This is a genomic window from Stenotrophomonas sp. STEN009, assembly GCF_056760395.1.
This window is the reverse complement of the sequence record NZ_JBRRES010000004.1, coordinates 19,456-33,776: the sequence shown is the minus strand read 5'-3', so window position 1 is coordinate 33,776 and position 14,321 is coordinate 19,456. Positions and strand designations below refer to the sequence as shown.

Sequence of the window (14,321 nt, the reverse complement as noted above, 5' to 3'; positions counted from 1 at the left end):
CTCAGCCCTGCCCCTGCAGGCGGCGCCAGAGCAGGCGCGGTGCGCGCCGGAGCATGCCGAAGAACAGGCGCGCATGCATGCGGCTGATGCGTACGTTGTCGCGCCACACATCGAAATGCGAGACACCGTCTGCCGGATAGGTCACCCGCGTCGCCAGATGTTCCACCGGCACCTGCCGCCAGTACAGCCGCACCATCACTTCGGTATCGAAATCCATGCGCCGGCCGATGGTCTCTTCGCCCATCAGGCGCAGCACCGGAGGCAGTGGATAGACACGGAAACCGCACATGGTGTCGCGCAGATGCAGCGACAGCGTGTTGATCCAGACCCAGACATGCGTTGCGTAGCGACCGTACAGGCGGGCCTTGGGCACACTGGCATCGTAGGCGGGAATGCCGCAGATCACCGCGTCCTGCCGCGCACGCGCGGCCGCGATGAAGCGCGGCAGGTCGCCGGTGTCATGCTGGCCGTCGGCATCGATCTGCAGCACGTGGCTGCAGCCCCGCCTTGCGGCCTCGGCGAAGCCCGCCAGCATCGCCCCACCCTTGCCCTGGTTGACCGGCAGACGCAGCAGATCGACCCCTTCACGCTGTGCCAGCGCCTGCAGCACCGAAGCACATGATGCATGCGAGCCATCGTCCACAAGCAGGCAGGGCAGGCCAGCGCGCTGCACGCCATCGACCACCGCGGCGACAGCATGTTCGTGGTCGTAGACGGGAATCACCACCAGTGGCGCGAACGCGGCACCGGCATCGGCCGGATCACTGCGCATCGGCGAAGACCATCCTGCCACTGGCGTGTACGCCATGCACGGAGGCATAGCGGAAGACCAGCACGTTACGTGCGGTATCCCAGTCCAGATGCAGCGTCAGCTCGTCGCCCGGACGCGCCACATGCTGGAACTTCACCGCATCCATGCGCACGAACCCCTCCGGCATCGCAAAGGCCTGCCGGGCAAAGCGCACCGCCCAGTCCACCTGGGCCACGCCGGGCAGGATCGCGGCCTGCGGGAAATGTCCCTGGAACGGGCGCAGCGCCGGGTCCAGTGTCATGCGCAGGGTAGCGCTGGCCGCCTCGCGCCGATCCCATACCGGCACCGGCATCGACGGCTGGAACAGGGCCACCAGCGCGGCCTGGGTCACCTTGCCCTGCGCATTCACCGGCAGCGTGGGTACCAGCCGCCAGCGGCGCGGACGGGTCACGGCGTCATGGCTCTGTGCCAGGCGCGCGGCCAGCCGCTGGCCCAGCGCGCGGCGCGCGGCATCATCGGCATCAAGCAGTGCCGCATCGGCCGGCACCACCACGGCCGCCAGCTGCTCGCGCTGGCCGGGCAGCACCAGCACGCGCACGTCATCGACGTCCGCGTCGTCGCGCAACGCACGTTCCAGCGCATCGAGCGAAACGCGGCGCTCTTCGATCTTGACGATGCGGTCGGCGCGGCCGAGCAGGCGGAAGCACCCCTCGGCCAGCGCTTCCACCCGATCCTGCGTGCACCACCAGTCGCGGCTCTGCAGATGGGGTGAAGCCACCGCCAGGCAGCCTCCCTCGATTCTCCACTGCACCCCCGGAAGCGGCTGCCAGGGCGGAAGATCGGTATCCCAGCGACGCCAGGCGATGCCGCCGGTCTCGCTGCTGCCGTAGACCTCGGTCGGTGCGACTGCCATCCATTGCCGCACCTGCCGCGCTGCCTCTTCCGGCAGCGGGCCGCCAGAGGAGAACACAGCGCGCAGGTGGCCCTGCAGGCTGGCCCAATCCAGCTGCGCAGGCAGGCGCTTGAGGTGCGCCGGGGTCGCCACCAGCACCGTCTGCGTGCCCGCCAGCGCAGCGACCAGATCCTCATGGAAGAACCGCCGCGGATGGATCAGGCGACCGGCGGCCAGCGGCCACAGCACGCGGAACAGCAGGCCGTAGATGTGCTGGTGCGACACCGTGCCATGCACCTGCGCGCCTTCCAGCTGTGCGCCGAACGCGGCCTGCAACGCATCGACCTCGCGCGCCAGCTGGTCCAGGCGCTTGTCGATCGCAGTGGGTTCGCCGGTGCTGCCCGACGTGAACACGCACAGCTCGCAGGCATGCTCGTCCAACGCATCCAGCTCGACCTGCGCACCGGCGGCCGCCATCATCAGTGGCCGGTAATCACGGGAAACGTCACCGGCAAAACCGCTCACCTGCGGCTGCAGGGCCTGCAGCGTGGCGGGCAGGTTGTCGGCGGCCAGGAACACCCGCTTGCCGGCGTGCCAGGCACCGAACAGCGCCTCGGCGAACGACACGGCATCATCGAAGTACAGCGCCCAGTCACGGCCGTCAGTGGCGGCAAACGCCGTACGCCAGGCCACTACGCGCTGGCGGAATTGCTGATGGTCGATCACTTCGCCATCGCGGATGCCGACAGCGCGCTGCGGCCGCGCATCCCGCAGCAGCCGGTCCAGGGCAATCCACTCAGCCATGGGCGTGCGCCGCCTTCACCCGTCGCCGCACCAGCCATTCGCCTGCGAACAATACGCCCATCATCACGTACGCCAACAATCCGTTGTAGAGCATCCAGACCCGATCCGATGCGTACAGCGCGGTGAGCAGGGCCAGACTGCCGTTGAGAACGAAGAAGCCGCACCACACCTGGGTGACGCGGCGGGTATAGGCCACCGCGAACGGTGGCAGGTCCGGCTCCTGCAGCCGCGCCAGGCGCTCCACCAGCGGCGGCCCGAACCGCAGGCTGATGGCGAACACGCACAGCATCACCACGTTCACCAGCGCCGGGTACAGCTTCAGCGGCAGCGCCTGGTTGAGCACGGTGGCCAGCACCGCCAGCAGTCCGGTACCGGCTGCAGCAGCCCACCACAGCGGCTGGCGCGTGCTCAGGGCACGCAGCAATGCCAGGGTGAACAGCAGCAGTGCCAGCCAGCGCGGCTCGAAGCGGCCCATCGCCAGGTAGACGAGCAGCGGGTAGGCCAGCGAAATCGCCGCCACCACGACCGTACGCGCGCGTGCCAAGGCGGAGCCGCCCGCGCTGCGGTCAGGCTGCTGCCTGGTCCGGCAGCAGCCGGTGCACGACATCCACGATGTCCTGCACGGTGCGCACGGCCTTGAACGCTTCCGGCTGCAGGTTGCGGCCGAGCAGCGGCTTGAGCTGCACGATCAGGTCGACCGCATCGATGCTGTCGATGTCCAGGTCGTCATAGAGACGTGCCTCGGGGGTGATCCGGGCCGGTTCGATCTCGAAGCTGTCGGTCAGGATGTTGACGATGCGTTCGAACAGTTCATTCTTGGTCATGGCAGCTCCTGGCGCCGTTACGACTGGCGGGCGGCGACGAACTCGCCGAGCGCGCGCACGCTGGAGAAATGGCGCCGGGTCTCTTCCGAGTCGGACGACAGGCTCACACCGTACTTCTTCTGCAGCGCCAGGCCCAGTTCCAGAGCGTCGATCGAATCCAGGCCCAGGCCCTCGACGAACAGCGGCGCGGTCGGATCGATGTCCTCCGGCGTGATGTCCTCCAGTGAAAGCGAGGAAATGATCAATTCCTTGATCTCGTGCTCAAGTGCTTGCACGGGTCGAATCTCCAGACAGGTCGAAATAACGAGAAAGGTGCTCGGTGACGCGGCGTGCTGCCAAGGCATCCCCCCTTGGCGCGTCGTCTTCGGCCAGGAATGGCGCGATCGGGATATCTTCGCCGATCTGCAGCCGAACGTGAAAGCGACGTGATGGCACACGATACCATTTCTGCCCTTTGCTCAGGGTTGGCGGGGTACAGGTGATCCGCACCGGCGTGATGTCCAGCCGGCCGCGGACGGCGATATTGGCGGCCCCACGCTGAAGCCTCGGCGACTGGCCGGGCACGCTGCGGGTCCCTTCCGGGAAGATGACCAGGCTGCCGCCGGCCCGTACCGCGGCCACGCAGTCATCGACCAGGCCGGCCCCGTCGTCATTGGAAATGTAGCCGGCGGCCCGGACCGGGCCCCGCATGAACGGGTTGCGGGCCACCGCCCGTTTGACCACGCAGTCGGCATTGGGCAGCAGCGAGACCAGGCAGACCACGTCGATCAGGGTGGGGTGGTTGGCCAGGACCAGCAGGCCGTCGCGCTGCAGGCGCTCGCGCCCTTCGATCTCATAGGTCATCACCCCGAGCCCGCGCATCAGCCGCAGGTGGCTGGCGAACGCCACCTGCACCACGCGGCGGGCGCGACGGCGGCGGGCCACCGGATCACGCATCAGCAGCAGGACCGGCATCACCACGGCGCCCAGCAGCAGTCCGCCGATGCCGAACGCAGCAAAACTCAGGCCGGTGCCCACCACCCGCCAGGCAAGATCGAGGCGGCGCAGCGCCTCAGCCACGGCGGCTCCAGCGCCAGCGCTGGCCATTGGCAACGTGTTCCAGCGCCGGCGCGCCCGCGAGCAGGAAGCGGTGCAGGTCCAACGCGTGCGGCAACAGGCCGGGCGCGGCGGTAACCGGGGCCGGCGCGCCATCCCACTGCAGCGACAGCGTCGGCAGCGCCTGTGTCGGCGCCACCACACGCCAGCACCAAGCGAAGAACGGGTCGGGTTCGTCGGCGAACGTCGCGTAAACTTCGGGCAACGGCGACTCGTAGACCACCACCCGCACTTCGCGGGCGCCATCGGCCAGCAGACCGGCGGCCTCCAGGCAGGCGGCCTCCACCGTCGCCTGGCCGGCAGCCAGCGCCAGATAGTTGCCGCGATGGCCACGAGCGATCGAGTACAGCGCAGCGATCGCGTTATGGACCGACAGGCCGAATCCGGTGGGCGACAGGGGCTGCTCGTTCACCAGCGCCCCGAGCAGGTCCATCGAGCGCGCCACATCACCATGGCGGCTGGCAAACACCAGCGGTACCTGGCTGTCGGCCCCTTGGCCATCCTCGCACCAGCAGGCCGTCTGGATCGCCATCCGCCCCAGCCGCTCGATGCGGCGACGCTGCATCGCGGGCACCTCGGACAGCGCCGGCGTGCCCTCGCCCTGTGGCAGGAAGGGCGCGTCAGCCCAGCTCAGCCACTGGCTGCGCTCGCTCAGGCCAGGTGCCCAGGCAGCCCAGTCGACGATGGAGAATTCGATCATCTAGCGATGGTGCTTCATCAGGAGAACGATGGCACGAGCCATTATGGCGACGCGCGGCGGCCCCCCGTCCCTGCAGCCGTGCGTGCGTCCAGGACGTCGCCGGCTGCCCCCCTGGCGGCCGGAAAGGAGCGCACGCTAGCACGTCCTGCGCAGGGTGTGCAGGTTTCACATTGCACAACACGGGGCCGGCACCTGTGGCCCCGCACGCCATTGCTCAGTGGTAACCGGCTCCGGCCTGCACTTTGCCGCGGAATACCCGGTACGACCACGCCGTATAGCCGAGGATGACCGGCAGCAGAATGACCAGCCCGACCAGGGTGAAGCCGAGCGAGGACGCCGGTGCGGCTGCCTGCCACAACGTCATCGAGGGCGGCAGCAGGTACGGCCACATGCCCAGCACCAGGCCCAGGAAGCCGAGAATGAACAGCGCCAGGCTGAGCAGGAACGGCGGCAGGTCGCGGCGTGGATGCGTGGCGCTGCGCCACAACGCAGCGGCCACCGCCAGGGTCAGCAACGGCACCGGTGACAGCCACCAGAAGTTGCCGTCACTGAACCAGCGCGCCATCAACCGCGAGTCCAGGAACGGCAGCCAGCTGCTGACCAGGCCCATCGCTGCGATCACCGCCACCACCAGCGGCCGTGTCAGCTGCCGCGCCAGCGCCTGCACGCGCCCTTCCGTCTTCAGGATCAGCCAGGTGCTGCCCAGCAATGCGTAACCGGCGACCAGCGCCGCGCCGGTGAGCATCGCAAACGGGCTGAACCAGGCAAACGCACCGCCGTGGTACACCCCGTCCACCAGGGGCAGCCCCTGCACCAGCGCGCCCAGGATCACGCCCTGGGCGAACGTGGCCAGCAGCGAGCCGAGCGCGAACGCCACGCTCCACAGCCTCCGCGAGCGATGCGCCTTGAAGCGGAATTCGAAGGCCACGCCTCGGAACACCAGTGCCACCACCAGCAGCAGCACCGGCAGATACAGCGCCGACAACAGCACTGCATAGGCCTTGGGGAACGCCGCCAGCAGGCCGGCGCCGCCCAGCACCAGCCACGTCTCGTTGCCGTCCCAGATGGGCGCAGCCGTGTTCATCATCAGGTCGAGCTGCTCCTCGTCCTCGGCGAACGGCGCAAGGATGCCGATGCCCAGCACGAACCCGTCCAGCACCACGTACATCAGTACGCCGAAGCCGATCACCGCGAACCACGCCACCGGCAGCCAGGTCACCAGGTCCATGTCAGCGCTCCTCCAGCGGTTCGTCGGCGGCGGACAGCGGCCGTGCCGGGGTGTGGCTGCCGTGGTCCAGCGAGGGCCCCTGGTCGTGGGGCTGCGGTCCATGGCGCAGGATCTTCACCAGGTACCAGATGCCCCAGCCGAAGACGAAGGCGTAGCCGACGACGTAGACCCCCAGCGACAGCGCGGTCATCCATGCGCTCTGCGGGCCGACCGCATCGGCAGTACGCAGCACGCCGTAGACCACCCACGGCTGCCGCCCCATCTCGGTGACGAACCAGCCGGAGAGCAGCGCGATGAAGCCGCTCGGCAACATCCAGTTCCAGCCGCGCAGCAGCCACGGCGAATCCAGCAGCTTCCTCCGCCACAGCTGGAACGCCGACACCCATGCCAGCAGCAGCATCAGCGTGCCCAGTCCAACCATGATGCGGAAGGCGAAGAACACCGGCGTCACCGGTGGCCGTTCACTGGCCGGTACCGAAGTCAGCGGATCGAAGGTGCCGTCCAGCGAATGGGTCAGGATCACGCTGCCCAGCTTCGGAATGGCGACTTCGAAGTCGTTGCGCTCTTCCTTTTCGTTGGGCAGCGCGAATACCACCAGCGGCACGCCCTCGCCTTCGCCGGATTCATGCCAGTGCGCTTCCACCGCCGCGATCTTCATCGGCTGGTGCTTGAGGGTGTTCAGGCCATGCATGTCGCCGACGAAGATCTGCACCGGCACGGTCAGCGCCGCAAACGCCACGGCCGCGATCAGCATGCGCCGGCCCGCCTCCACGTGCGTTCCCCTGCGCAGGTACCACGCACCCACGCCGCCGATCACGAAGCAGGTGGTGATGAACGAGCCCAGCGCCATGTGCGCCAGCCGGTACGGGAACGACGGGTTGAACACCACCTGCCACCAGTCCACCGGATGCACGATGCCATTGACCATCTCGTAGCCGGCCGGAGTGTGCAGCCAGCTGTTGGACGACAGGATCCAGAACGTGGAGAACAGCGTGCCCAGCGCCACCATGCAGGTGGACAGGAAATGCAGGCGCGGCGAAACCCGGCCCCAGCCGAACATCATCACGCCCAGGAAGCTGGCTTCCAGGAAGAACGCGGTCAGCACCTCGTAGGTCAGCAGCGGGCCGATGACGGTACCGGCCACCTCGCTCAGGCGCGGCCAGTGGGTGCCGAACTGGAAGGCCATGACGATGCCGCTGACCACGCCCATGCCGAACGATACGGCGAAGATCTTCTGCCAGAAGAAGTACAGCTCCCGCCAGACCGGGAGACGGGTACGCAGCCAGCGCCATTCGACGAAGGCCAGCCAGCTGGCCGTGCCAATGGTGAAGGCCGGGAACAGCACATGGAAACTGATGACGAATCCGAACTGGATCCGGGACAACAACAACGCGTCCAAGGGACGCCTCCTGCCTGCGACCGGTGGGATACCGGACCACTTTAGGAATATTTCGTTACGCCGGGATGCGACCGGGTGACGCGCTGCTTCACTCTGTCGCAGGGGAAGCCGCCGGGCATGGCCGCGCCCCATGACCTGCCGGCGCCGATCCGCCGGGCATGGCCCGGCGAGAGCCTCAAGGCCAGAAGTACCAGGCACCGGCCGCCAGCAGCGCGCCCACCAGCAGCACCTGCACCACCACATAGCCCACGCCACTGTCGCGCGACTCACTGGCAATACGCGTCTGCAACGCCTCGCTCACGTCCGGGGTCTGTTCCTGCCGTGCCTGTTCACGCAACGCCTGCGCCAGCGCGCGCTCGTCGGCATCGCGGGGATCGGTCGGTGGGTTCACAGCAGTTCTCCGGCGGTGGCATGCCGCGTCAGTTCCTGCTTCAGGAGCAGACGCGCGCGGTGCAGGTGGCTCTTGATGGTACCGCGCGCAAGACCGGTCACCTGCTCGATCTCTGCCAGGTCGAAATCCTCCAGGTAGTGCAGGCCGACGATCAGGCGCTGCGGCGGGCTCAACCGCTCCAGCGCCGCACCCAGCTGGCGGCCGGCCTGCAGCGCTTGGCTGAGTTCGGCCGGGCCCGGTCCCTCGTCACCGATGCCCAGATCCTCCGGTACCTCCACCGCCACCATCCACTGCGCTTCCAGGCGCCGGCGACGCAGGTGCTGCAATGCGGTGGTGTAGGCCACCCGTGAGATCCAGGTCCGCAGCGAGGATTCGAAGCGGAACCGGTGCAGTTGCCGGAACACCGCCAGGAAGGTCTCCTGCAGCAGGTCAGCGACCTGATCGCGGTCACCCACCATGCGACCGATCACATGCGCGCACGTGCGCTGATGGGCCTGCACCAGCTGCGCGAACGCCGGTTGCGAGCCATCGATGATGGCCCGCACCAGCGCCGCATCATCTTCGATGACCGCGGCCGCCGCGGCGTCCTGCCGGCGGCGGCCGCGCAGGGCGGACAGGGCTTCGCCCAGCAGGCTCATGCGCACCGCTCCCCCGGGGCGTGTGGCATGCCGGCGCTCAGCTCTTGCGCACGGCGGGGCGGGTGAAGTGCCAGGCCAGCAGCTGGCCCAGGCCGGCACTGCCCACCAGGGCGGCGGCGGCGCCAAAGGTGAGGTCGCGGGCGCCCAGGACTTCCAGCAGGCCCATGGCCAGGGCCAGGCACACCAGGCTGATGCCCCAGCGCAGCGCGCCCTGGCGGCGGCGCTCTTCCTCCAGCACGGCCAGGGCGCGGATCACCTCCTCGGGCACGTGCGGTGCGACCAGCTTGCTGCGCGCGCGCGCATCGGCGATGGCGTGGATGGCGTAGGCGATGCAGATGAAGAGGGTGATCGGGATGAGTTCCTGCATGGTCGTGCTCCTGTGCGGTGAATGATGCGGGTTCAGGAGAATGGATGCGCGATGGCGGGCACCGGTTGCACCGCTTTGCCGATCCCGCCGCCATGACCTGTGGCCCCCTCCTGCGGCGCGAACGGCTGCTACCCTTGCCCGGTTTCCTTTTCTGGTGCCGTCCGCCCATGTCCCGAGTGCTGCCCCTGTCCCTCCTGCTGTCGGCCGTGCTGGCCGCACCGGCCGCCCATGCCGCGCCGACGCCGATCACCATCGAACAGGCCATGGCGGATCCGGACTGGATCGGTCCGCCGGTCGAGAAGGCCTGGTGGTCTTGGAACAGCCAGCAGGTCGAGTACCAGCTCAAGCGCAACGGCAGCCCGGTGCGCGACACCTTCCGCCAGCCCGTGGCCGGTGGTGTTGCGGCCCAGGTGGCTGACGACCAGCGCGGCACCCTGGACGTGGCCGATCCGGTCTACGACCGCACCCGCACCCGCAGCGCCTTCGTCCGCAACGGCGACGTGTTCGTGCGCGACCTGCGCAGCGGCGCGCTCACCCAGCTCACGCGCAGCAACGAGCGCGCCAGCGGGGTGAACTTCGCTGCCGACAACGGCGTGATCTGGCGGGTGGGCCAGAACTGGTTCCACTGGACCGCTGCCGGCGGCGTGCAGCAGGTTGCCAGCCTGAAGGCCGACAAGGACCCCAACAGCGCGCCCAAGGACGACCTGCTGCGCGACCAGCAGCTGCGTACCCTGGAAACCCTGCGTCGCGACCGCGAGCAGCGCGAGGCATTGAAGGACCAGGACCAGCGCTGGCGCCAGGCCGACCCGACCCGCGCGCCGGGCCCGGTATACCTGGGCGCCGACGTGGAGATCGCCGACAGCGTGCTGTCGCCGGACCTGGGCCACCTGATCGTGGTGACCACGCCGAAGGACTTCGACGAGGGCCGCACCAGCAAGATGCCGCTGTACGTGACCGAATCCGGTTACGAGGAAACCGAGGACACCCGCACCCGCGTCGGTCGCAATGGCAACGAGCCGCACACCCTGTGGTACGTGGACGTGCGCAGCGGCAAGGCGCAGAAGCTGTCGCTGTCCGGCCTGCCGGGCATCGCCACCGACCCGCTGGCCGACCTGCGCCGCAAGGCCGGCAAGGAGGCGCTGAAGGGCGAACGCAGCGTGCAGGTGATGAGCGACTTCATGGGCGGCGGCATGCGCTGGAGCGCCGATGGCCAGCAGGCGGCGGTGATGCTGCGCGCCAACGACAACAAGGACCGCTGGATCGTCAGCATCGGCAGCGACGGCCGCGTGCAGAACCGCCACCGGCTGACCGACAACGCGTGGATCAACTGGGGCTTCAACGATTTCGGCTGGATGGCCGATGGCCGCACGCTGTGGCTGCTGTCCGAGGAATCGGGCTTCTCGCACCTGTACACCCAGGCCGGCACTGCCCGGCCGCAGGCGCTGACCAGCGGCAAGTGGGAGACCTCCGCGCCCGTGCTGTCGGCCGACGGCAAGGGCTTCTACTTCCTGTGCAACCAGCAGGCCCCGCACGATTACGAAGTCTGCGCGGTCGACACCGGCAGCCGTCAGGTCCGCGAGCTGACCAGCCTCAACGGCGTGGAAGACTTCTCGCTGTCGCCGGATGGCCAGCAGCTGCTGGTGCGCTACTCCGGTGCCTACCTGCCACCGCAGCTGGCGGTGCTGCCCAGCGCGGGCGGCCAGGCCCGCGTGCTGACCGATACCCGCAGCGCCGACTTCAAGGCGCGCCAGTGGATCCAGCCGAAGCTGGTGGCGGTACCGTCCAGGCATGGCGCCGGCGTGGTCTGGGCCAAGTACTACGAACCCGAGCACAAGGAACCGGGCAGGAAGTACCCGATCGTGATGTTCGTGCACGGTGCCGGCTACCTGCAGAACGTGCACCAGCGCTACCCGGCCTACTTCCGCGAGCAGATGTTCCACAACCTGCTGGTGCAGAAGGGCTACATCGTGCTGGACATGGACTACCGCGGCAGCGAGGGCTACGGCCGCGACTGGCGCACGGCCGTCTACCGCAACATGGGCCACCCGGAACTGGAAGACTACAAGGACGGCCTGGACTGGCTGGTGGACACCCAGCAGGGCGACCGTGACCACGCCGGCATCTACGGTGGCTCCTACGGCGGCTTCATGACCTTCATGGCGCTGTTCCGCGCACCGGGCACCTTCAAGGCCGGTGCCGCGCTGCGCCCGGTGGTGGACTGGCACAACTACAACCACGCCTATACCAGCAACATCCTCAACACGCCGGACATCGATCCAGAGGCGTACCGGGTGTCCTCGCCGATCGAGTACGCGCAGAACCTGCAGGACAACCTGCTGATCGCGCACGGCATGATGGATGACAACGTGTTCTTCCAGGACTCGGTGAACCTGACCCAGCGCCTGATCGAGCTGCACAAGGACAACTGGTCGATCGCCCCGTACCCGCTGGAGCGCCACGGCTACGTCCGCGCCGACTCCTGGCTGGACCAGTACAAGCGCATCCTCAAGCTGTTCGAGCAGAACCTGAAGTGAGCAGTGCCGCGGCCACGATCCACATCGTGGCTGCGGTCATCGTCGACGACCACGGCCGGGCGCTGGTGGTACGCAAGCACGGCGCCGACCGCTTCATCCAGCCCGGAGGCAAGCCCGAACCGGGCGAAACGCCACTGCAGACGCTGGCCCGCGAACTGGACGAGGAGCTGGGTGTGCGCCTGCTCGCCGACCCTGCCGTGGCGCTGGGCCATTTCCAGGACTGGGCGGTGAACGAGCCTGGTCATCGCGTACAGGCCGAGGCCTGGTGGGTGCAGGTACAGGGCACGCCGCAGGCACGCGCGGAAATCGCCGAGCTGGCGTGGGTGCCGCTGCGCCCGCCCCATGGCCTGCTCTTGGCACCCTTGAGCGAACACCATATCCTGCCGGCCGTTGCCACCCGGGTGGCGACCCGCTGAAGACGCCACTGCAGCCAAGGACATCGGATGTCGCTTCAACCGCCCCGGCACCGCCCTGCCACGCCGCTCAACCCGGAGGATTTCGTGCGGCCGCTCGGCCTGGCGTCGCTGCTGATCTGCGCAGCGTTCGTGGTGGCCATGGCGATTCAGGCGCTGGTGGTCTGGCAGCTGTCCGGCGGCCCGTTCTGGCGGTGGATGCTGCTGTCGGCCACTGAACAGCAGTTCCCGCCAGGCGTGCTGTGGATCCTGCGCAAACCGGTGGACGCTACCCTGTGGCTGATGCTGTCAGCGATCCCCGCCGTGCTTTCCAGCTGGGGATTCGCCCGGCGACGTCGCTGGGGCCTGTGGAGCTACGTGGCATTGCTGTGGCTCTCGGCCCTGGCAAACTTCGCCGTCGCCGGGTGGCTGGACAGCGTCGTCGCCGACGTCATCGGGCGTATCGTCGATCCAGGCACACTGCGCGAAGCGCGAACCCAGCACATCCTCATGTCGCTGACCTTGTTCGGCGGCGCCTTCGCCCTGCTCGTCGCGCAGGGCTGGCTGGCCTGGCGCCTGCTGCGGCCGGATATCCGCTCCTGCTTCCACTGACCTGCCCTCACCCGCGGCGTGCGGCAGGCCCTGCGGTAAAGTACGCGTCATGAACGAATTCGAGCGCGTGCGCGCCTACCTGACCGACCTGCAGGACCGCATCTGTGCGGCGATCGAAGCGGCCGACGGCCAGGCCCGCTTCCAGGAAGACCTGTGGCAGCGCGCTGAAGGCGGGGGTGGCCGTACCCGCGTGCTGCGCGACGGCGCGGTGTTCGAACAGGCCGGAATCGGCTTCTCGGATGTCTCCGGCAGCCGCTTGCCGCCGTCGGCCTCGGCCAACCGCCCGGAGCTGGCCGGCGCCTCCTGGCGCGCCACCGGCGTATCGCTGGTGTTCCACCCCCTCAACCCCTATGTGCCCACCACCCATGCCAACGTGCGCTTCTTCCAGGCGCAGCGCGACGGCGAAGTGGTGGCCAGCTGGTTCGGGGGTGGTTTCGATCTGACCCCCTTCTATCCCTTCGACGAGGACGTGCGCCATTGGCACCAGGTCGCCCACGACCTGTGCGCGCCGTTTGGTGAAGAGCGCTACAGCGCGCACAAGCGCTGGTGCGACGAGTACTTCTTCCTGCGCCACCGCAACGAAACGCGCGGCATCGGCGGCCTGTTCTTCGACGATCTGCACGGCGATTTCGAACGTGACTTCGACTACCTGCGGGCGGTCGGTGACGGCTTCCTCGACGCCTATCTGCCGATCGTGCAGCAGCGCAAGAGCATCGCCCATGGCGAGCGCGAGCGCGAATTCCAGCTGTACCGGCGGGGCCGCTATGTGGAATTCAACCTGGTCTACGACCGCGGCACGCTGTTCGGCCTGCAGAGCGGCGGCCGCAGCGAAAGCATCCTGATGAGCCTGCCGCCGCGGGTGCGCTGGGAATACGGCTTCACCCCCGAGGCGGGCAGTCCGGAAGCCCGGCTGGCCGACTACCTGGTCCCGCGCGACTGGCTCTAAGGCATCTCGCGGGGCGGCGTGGCCGTCCCCGCACGCATGCCGCCGGCCCTACGCGTCCGTGTGCCGGGCGATGATCGTGATGTGGCCGGTGGTTTCCAGCAGCGCCACCTGCACATCATCGATGCGCAGGCAGCCCTGCTGGCGCATGGCGGCATCGAAGTCGGCCCGGCTGATCAGTTCGCGGCGCAGAACATCCCGCAACAGGGTGCCGTCACGGGCGATCACCACCGGGTCCCCCTCGATCAGGCGCTCCAGGCGGCGGTTGCGGGTGGTCACCCAGCCCACGCCGTAGTTGAGCAGGATCAGGGTCGCGGCGAGCAGCAGGCCACCGCCCAGGGACGTGTCCTGGCCCAGCAGCGCGTTCTGCACCGCGTTGCCCAGCAGCACGATCAGCAGCACGTCGAACGGGGTGATCTGCCCCAGCGCGCGCTTGCCGCTGAGGCGCACCAGGCCCAGCACGACGGTGTAGACCACCACCGCGCGCAGGATGAACTCCCACCACGGCATCGCCAGTGCGAACAGATCGTGCATTGCGGGCTCCCCTGCTGGGCGGTGGCCCAGCCTAGCAGCCGGCAGCCTGCCGGCGGCGCAAATAAAAAGCCCCGCTGACCAGGGGGAGGTCAACGGGGCCGGGGAACGGGCACTTGGGGAGGAGTCCCCGTTCCGAGATCTGCTCCAGGGGATGGGAGAGATCCACAACAGGCATTGCGCCTGTCGAGAGCTATAGAACCACTCCGAACACTAACGG

Annotated in this window: 17 protein-coding genes; 4 read left to right on the top strand and 13 right to left on the bottom strand. The window is 68.4% G+C overall.

Translation table 11 applies throughout. The features are described 5' to 3' along the window. Nucleotide 1 precedes the first annotated feature (1 nt). The 12 genes from ACVOMM_RS02905 to ACVOMM_RS02850 all read right to left on the bottom strand — a co-directional run bounded on the left by ACVOMM_RS02905 (nucleotide 2) and on the right by ACVOMM_RS02850 (nucleotide 9,089). A complete protein-coding gene (locus ACVOMM_RS02905; protein ID WP_053518077.1) occupies nucleotides 2-772 on the bottom strand; it encodes a glycosyltransferase family 2 protein in 771 nt (256 codons plus the stop codon). Further along, entirely contained in the window at nucleotides 762-2,447 is a 1,686-nt protein-coding gene (locus tag ACVOMM_RS02900; protein WP_481525864.1) for an ApeI family dehydratase, read from the bottom strand. Before ACVOMM_RS02900 ends, ACVOMM_RS02905 begins: the two co-directional genes overlap by 11 nt. Further along, the gene (locus tag ACVOMM_RS02895; RefSeq protein WP_053518075.1) at nucleotides 2,440-2,991 is read right to left on the bottom strand and encodes a COG4648 family protein; all 552 of its coding nucleotides are present in this window, start codon (nucleotides 2,989-2,991) and stop codon (nucleotides 2,440-2,442) included. The genes ACVOMM_RS02900 and ACVOMM_RS02895 overlap by 8 nt, the downstream gene beginning before the upstream one ends. Nucleotides 2,992-3,013: 22 nt before the next feature. Beyond that, entirely contained in the window at nucleotides 3,014-3,271 is a 258-nt protein-coding gene (locus ACVOMM_RS02890; protein ID WP_053518073.1) for an acyl carrier protein, read from the bottom strand. A 17-nt stretch (nucleotides 3,272-3,288) separates the two neighbouring features. Continuing rightward, nucleotides 3,289-3,546, bottom strand: coding sequence for a phosphopantetheine-binding protein (locus ACVOMM_RS02885; RefSeq protein WP_053518072.1), 258 nt, complete (start codon nucleotides 3,544-3,546; stop codon nucleotides 3,289-3,291). Further along, nucleotides 3,533-4,330, bottom strand: coding sequence for a lysophospholipid acyltransferase family protein (locus ACVOMM_RS02880; protein ID WP_053518128.1), 798 nt, complete (start codon nucleotides 4,328-4,330; stop codon nucleotides 3,533-3,535). The genes ACVOMM_RS02885 and ACVOMM_RS02880 overlap by 14 nt, the downstream gene beginning before the upstream one ends. Continuing rightward, on the bottom strand, nucleotides 4,323-5,066 hold the full coding sequence (locus ACVOMM_RS02875; protein WP_053518071.1) for a beta-ketoacyl synthase chain length factor: 744 nt from the start codon (nucleotides 5,064-5,066) through the stop codon (nucleotides 4,323-4,325). Before ACVOMM_RS02875 ends, ACVOMM_RS02880 begins: the two co-directional genes overlap by 8 nt. Before the next feature lie 214 nt (nucleotides 5,067-5,280). Further along, nucleotides 5,281-6,294 (bottom strand): cytochrome d ubiquinol oxidase subunit II, encoded by a 1,014-nt coding sequence (gene cydB / locus ACVOMM_RS02870; RefSeq protein WP_065174269.1) that lies wholly within the window; start codon nucleotides 6,292-6,294, stop codon nucleotides 5,281-5,283. 1 nt (nucleotide 6,295) lies between these two features. Continuing rightward, complete coding sequence (locus tag ACVOMM_RS02865) at nucleotides 6,296-7,693, bottom strand: cytochrome ubiquinol oxidase subunit I (RefSeq protein ID WP_053518068.1); 1,398 nt, start codon at nucleotides 7,691-7,693, stop codon at nucleotides 6,296-6,298. A 175-nt stretch (nucleotides 7,694-7,868) separates the two neighbouring features. Next, nucleotides 7,869-8,084 carry a hypothetical protein gene (locus ACVOMM_RS02860; protein ID WP_053519921.1) on the bottom strand — a complete coding sequence of 72 codons (216 nt, stop codon included), beginning with the start codon at nucleotides 8,082-8,084 and terminating at the stop codon, nucleotides 7,869-7,871. Next, on the bottom strand, nucleotides 8,081-8,722 hold the full coding sequence (locus ACVOMM_RS02855) for an RNA polymerase sigma factor (protein WP_053519922.1): 642 nt from the start codon (nucleotides 8,720-8,722) through the stop codon (nucleotides 8,081-8,083). Before ACVOMM_RS02855 ends, ACVOMM_RS02860 begins: the two co-directional genes overlap by 4 nt. A gap of 37 nt (nucleotides 8,723-8,759) precedes the next feature. Beyond that, nucleotides 8,760-9,089, bottom strand: coding sequence for a hypothetical protein (locus tag ACVOMM_RS02850; protein WP_279942995.1), 330 nt, complete (start codon nucleotides 9,087-9,089; stop codon nucleotides 8,760-8,762). Nucleotides 9,090-9,256: 167 nt separating this feature from the next. Between ACVOMM_RS02850 and ACVOMM_RS02845 the strand changes: the two genes are divergently transcribed. The 4 genes from ACVOMM_RS02845 to hemF are packed head-to-tail and all read left to right on the top strand — an operon-like array spanning nucleotide 9,257 to nucleotide 13,573. Further along, nucleotides 9,257-11,623 (top strand): S9 family peptidase, encoded by a 2,367-nt coding sequence (locus tag ACVOMM_RS02845; RefSeq protein WP_065181421.1) that lies wholly within the window; start codon nucleotides 9,257-9,259, stop codon nucleotides 11,621-11,623. Then, on the top strand, nucleotides 11,620-12,039 hold the full coding sequence (locus ACVOMM_RS02840; protein ID WP_481525863.1) for an NUDIX hydrolase: 420 nt from the start codon (nucleotides 11,620-11,622) through the stop codon (nucleotides 12,037-12,039). Before ACVOMM_RS02845 ends, ACVOMM_RS02840 begins: the two co-directional genes overlap by 4 nt. Nucleotides 12,040-12,066: 27 nt before the next feature. Beyond that, nucleotides 12,067-12,627 carry a hypothetical protein gene (locus ACVOMM_RS02835; protein ID WP_476340062.1) on the top strand — a complete coding sequence of 187 codons (561 nt, stop codon included), beginning with the start codon at nucleotides 12,067-12,069 and terminating at the stop codon, nucleotides 12,625-12,627. 49 nt (nucleotides 12,628-12,676) lie between these two features. Continuing rightward, entirely contained in the window at nucleotides 12,677-13,573 is an 897-nt protein-coding gene (gene hemF / locus ACVOMM_RS02830) for an oxygen-dependent coproporphyrinogen oxidase (RefSeq protein ID WP_262219038.1), read from the top strand. Nucleotides 13,574-13,621: 48 nt separating this feature from the next. Here hemF and ACVOMM_RS02825 read toward each other — a convergent pair whose 3' ends face one another. Beyond that, complete coding sequence (locus tag ACVOMM_RS02825; protein WP_481525862.1) at nucleotides 13,622-14,104, bottom strand: DUF421 domain-containing protein; 483 nt, start codon at nucleotides 14,102-14,104, stop codon at nucleotides 13,622-13,624. Nucleotides 14,105-14,321 lie beyond the last annotated feature (217 nt).

What these genes read in the sequence shown, in the direction of transcription:
- ACVOMM_RS02890 (WP_053518073.1), bottom strand. Translation starts at nt 3,271, where the DNA reads ATGACCAAGAATGAACTGTTCGAACGCATCGTCAACATCCTGACCGAC.
- ACVOMM_RS02845 (WP_065181421.1), top strand. Translation starts at nt 9,257, where the DNA reads ATGTCCCGAGTGCTGCCCCTGTCCCTCCTGCTGTCGGCCGTGCTGGCC.
- ACVOMM_RS02875 (WP_053518071.1), bottom strand. Translation starts at nt 5,066, where the DNA reads ATGATCGAATTCTCCATCGTCGACTGGGCTGCCTGGGCACCTGGCCTG.
- ACVOMM_RS02835 (WP_476340062.1), top strand. Translation starts at nt 12,067, where the DNA reads ATGTCGCTTCAACCGCCCCGGCACCGCCCTGCCACGCCGCTCAACCCG.
- ACVOMM_RS02855 (WP_053519922.1), bottom strand. Translation starts at nt 8,722, where the DNA reads ATGAGCCTGCTGGGCGAAGCCCTGTCCGCCCTGCGCGGCCGCCGCCGG.
- cydB (WP_065174269.1), bottom strand. Translation starts at nt 6,294, where the DNA reads ATGGACCTGGTGACCTGGCTGCCGGTGGCGTGGTTCGCGGTGATCGGC.
- ACVOMM_RS02825 (WP_481525862.1), bottom strand. Translation starts at nt 14,104, where the DNA reads ATGCACGATCTGTTCGCACTGGCGATGCCGTGGTGGGAGTTCATCCTG.
- ACVOMM_RS02900 (WP_481525864.1), bottom strand. Translation starts at nt 2,447, where the DNA reads ATGGCTGAGTGGATTGCCCTGGACCGGCTGCTGCGGGATGCGCGGCCG.
- ACVOMM_RS02850 (WP_279942995.1), bottom strand. Translation starts at nt 9,089, where the DNA reads ATGCAGGAACTCATCCCGATCACCCTCTTCATCTGCATCGCCTACGCC.
- ACVOMM_RS02905 (WP_053518077.1), bottom strand. Translation starts at nt 772, where the DNA reads ATGCGCAGTGATCCGGCCGATGCCGGTGCCGCGTTCGCGCCACTGGTG.
- hemF (WP_262219038.1), top strand. Translation starts at nt 12,677, where the DNA reads ATGAACGAATTCGAGCGCGTGCGCGCCTACCTGACCGACCTGCAGGAC.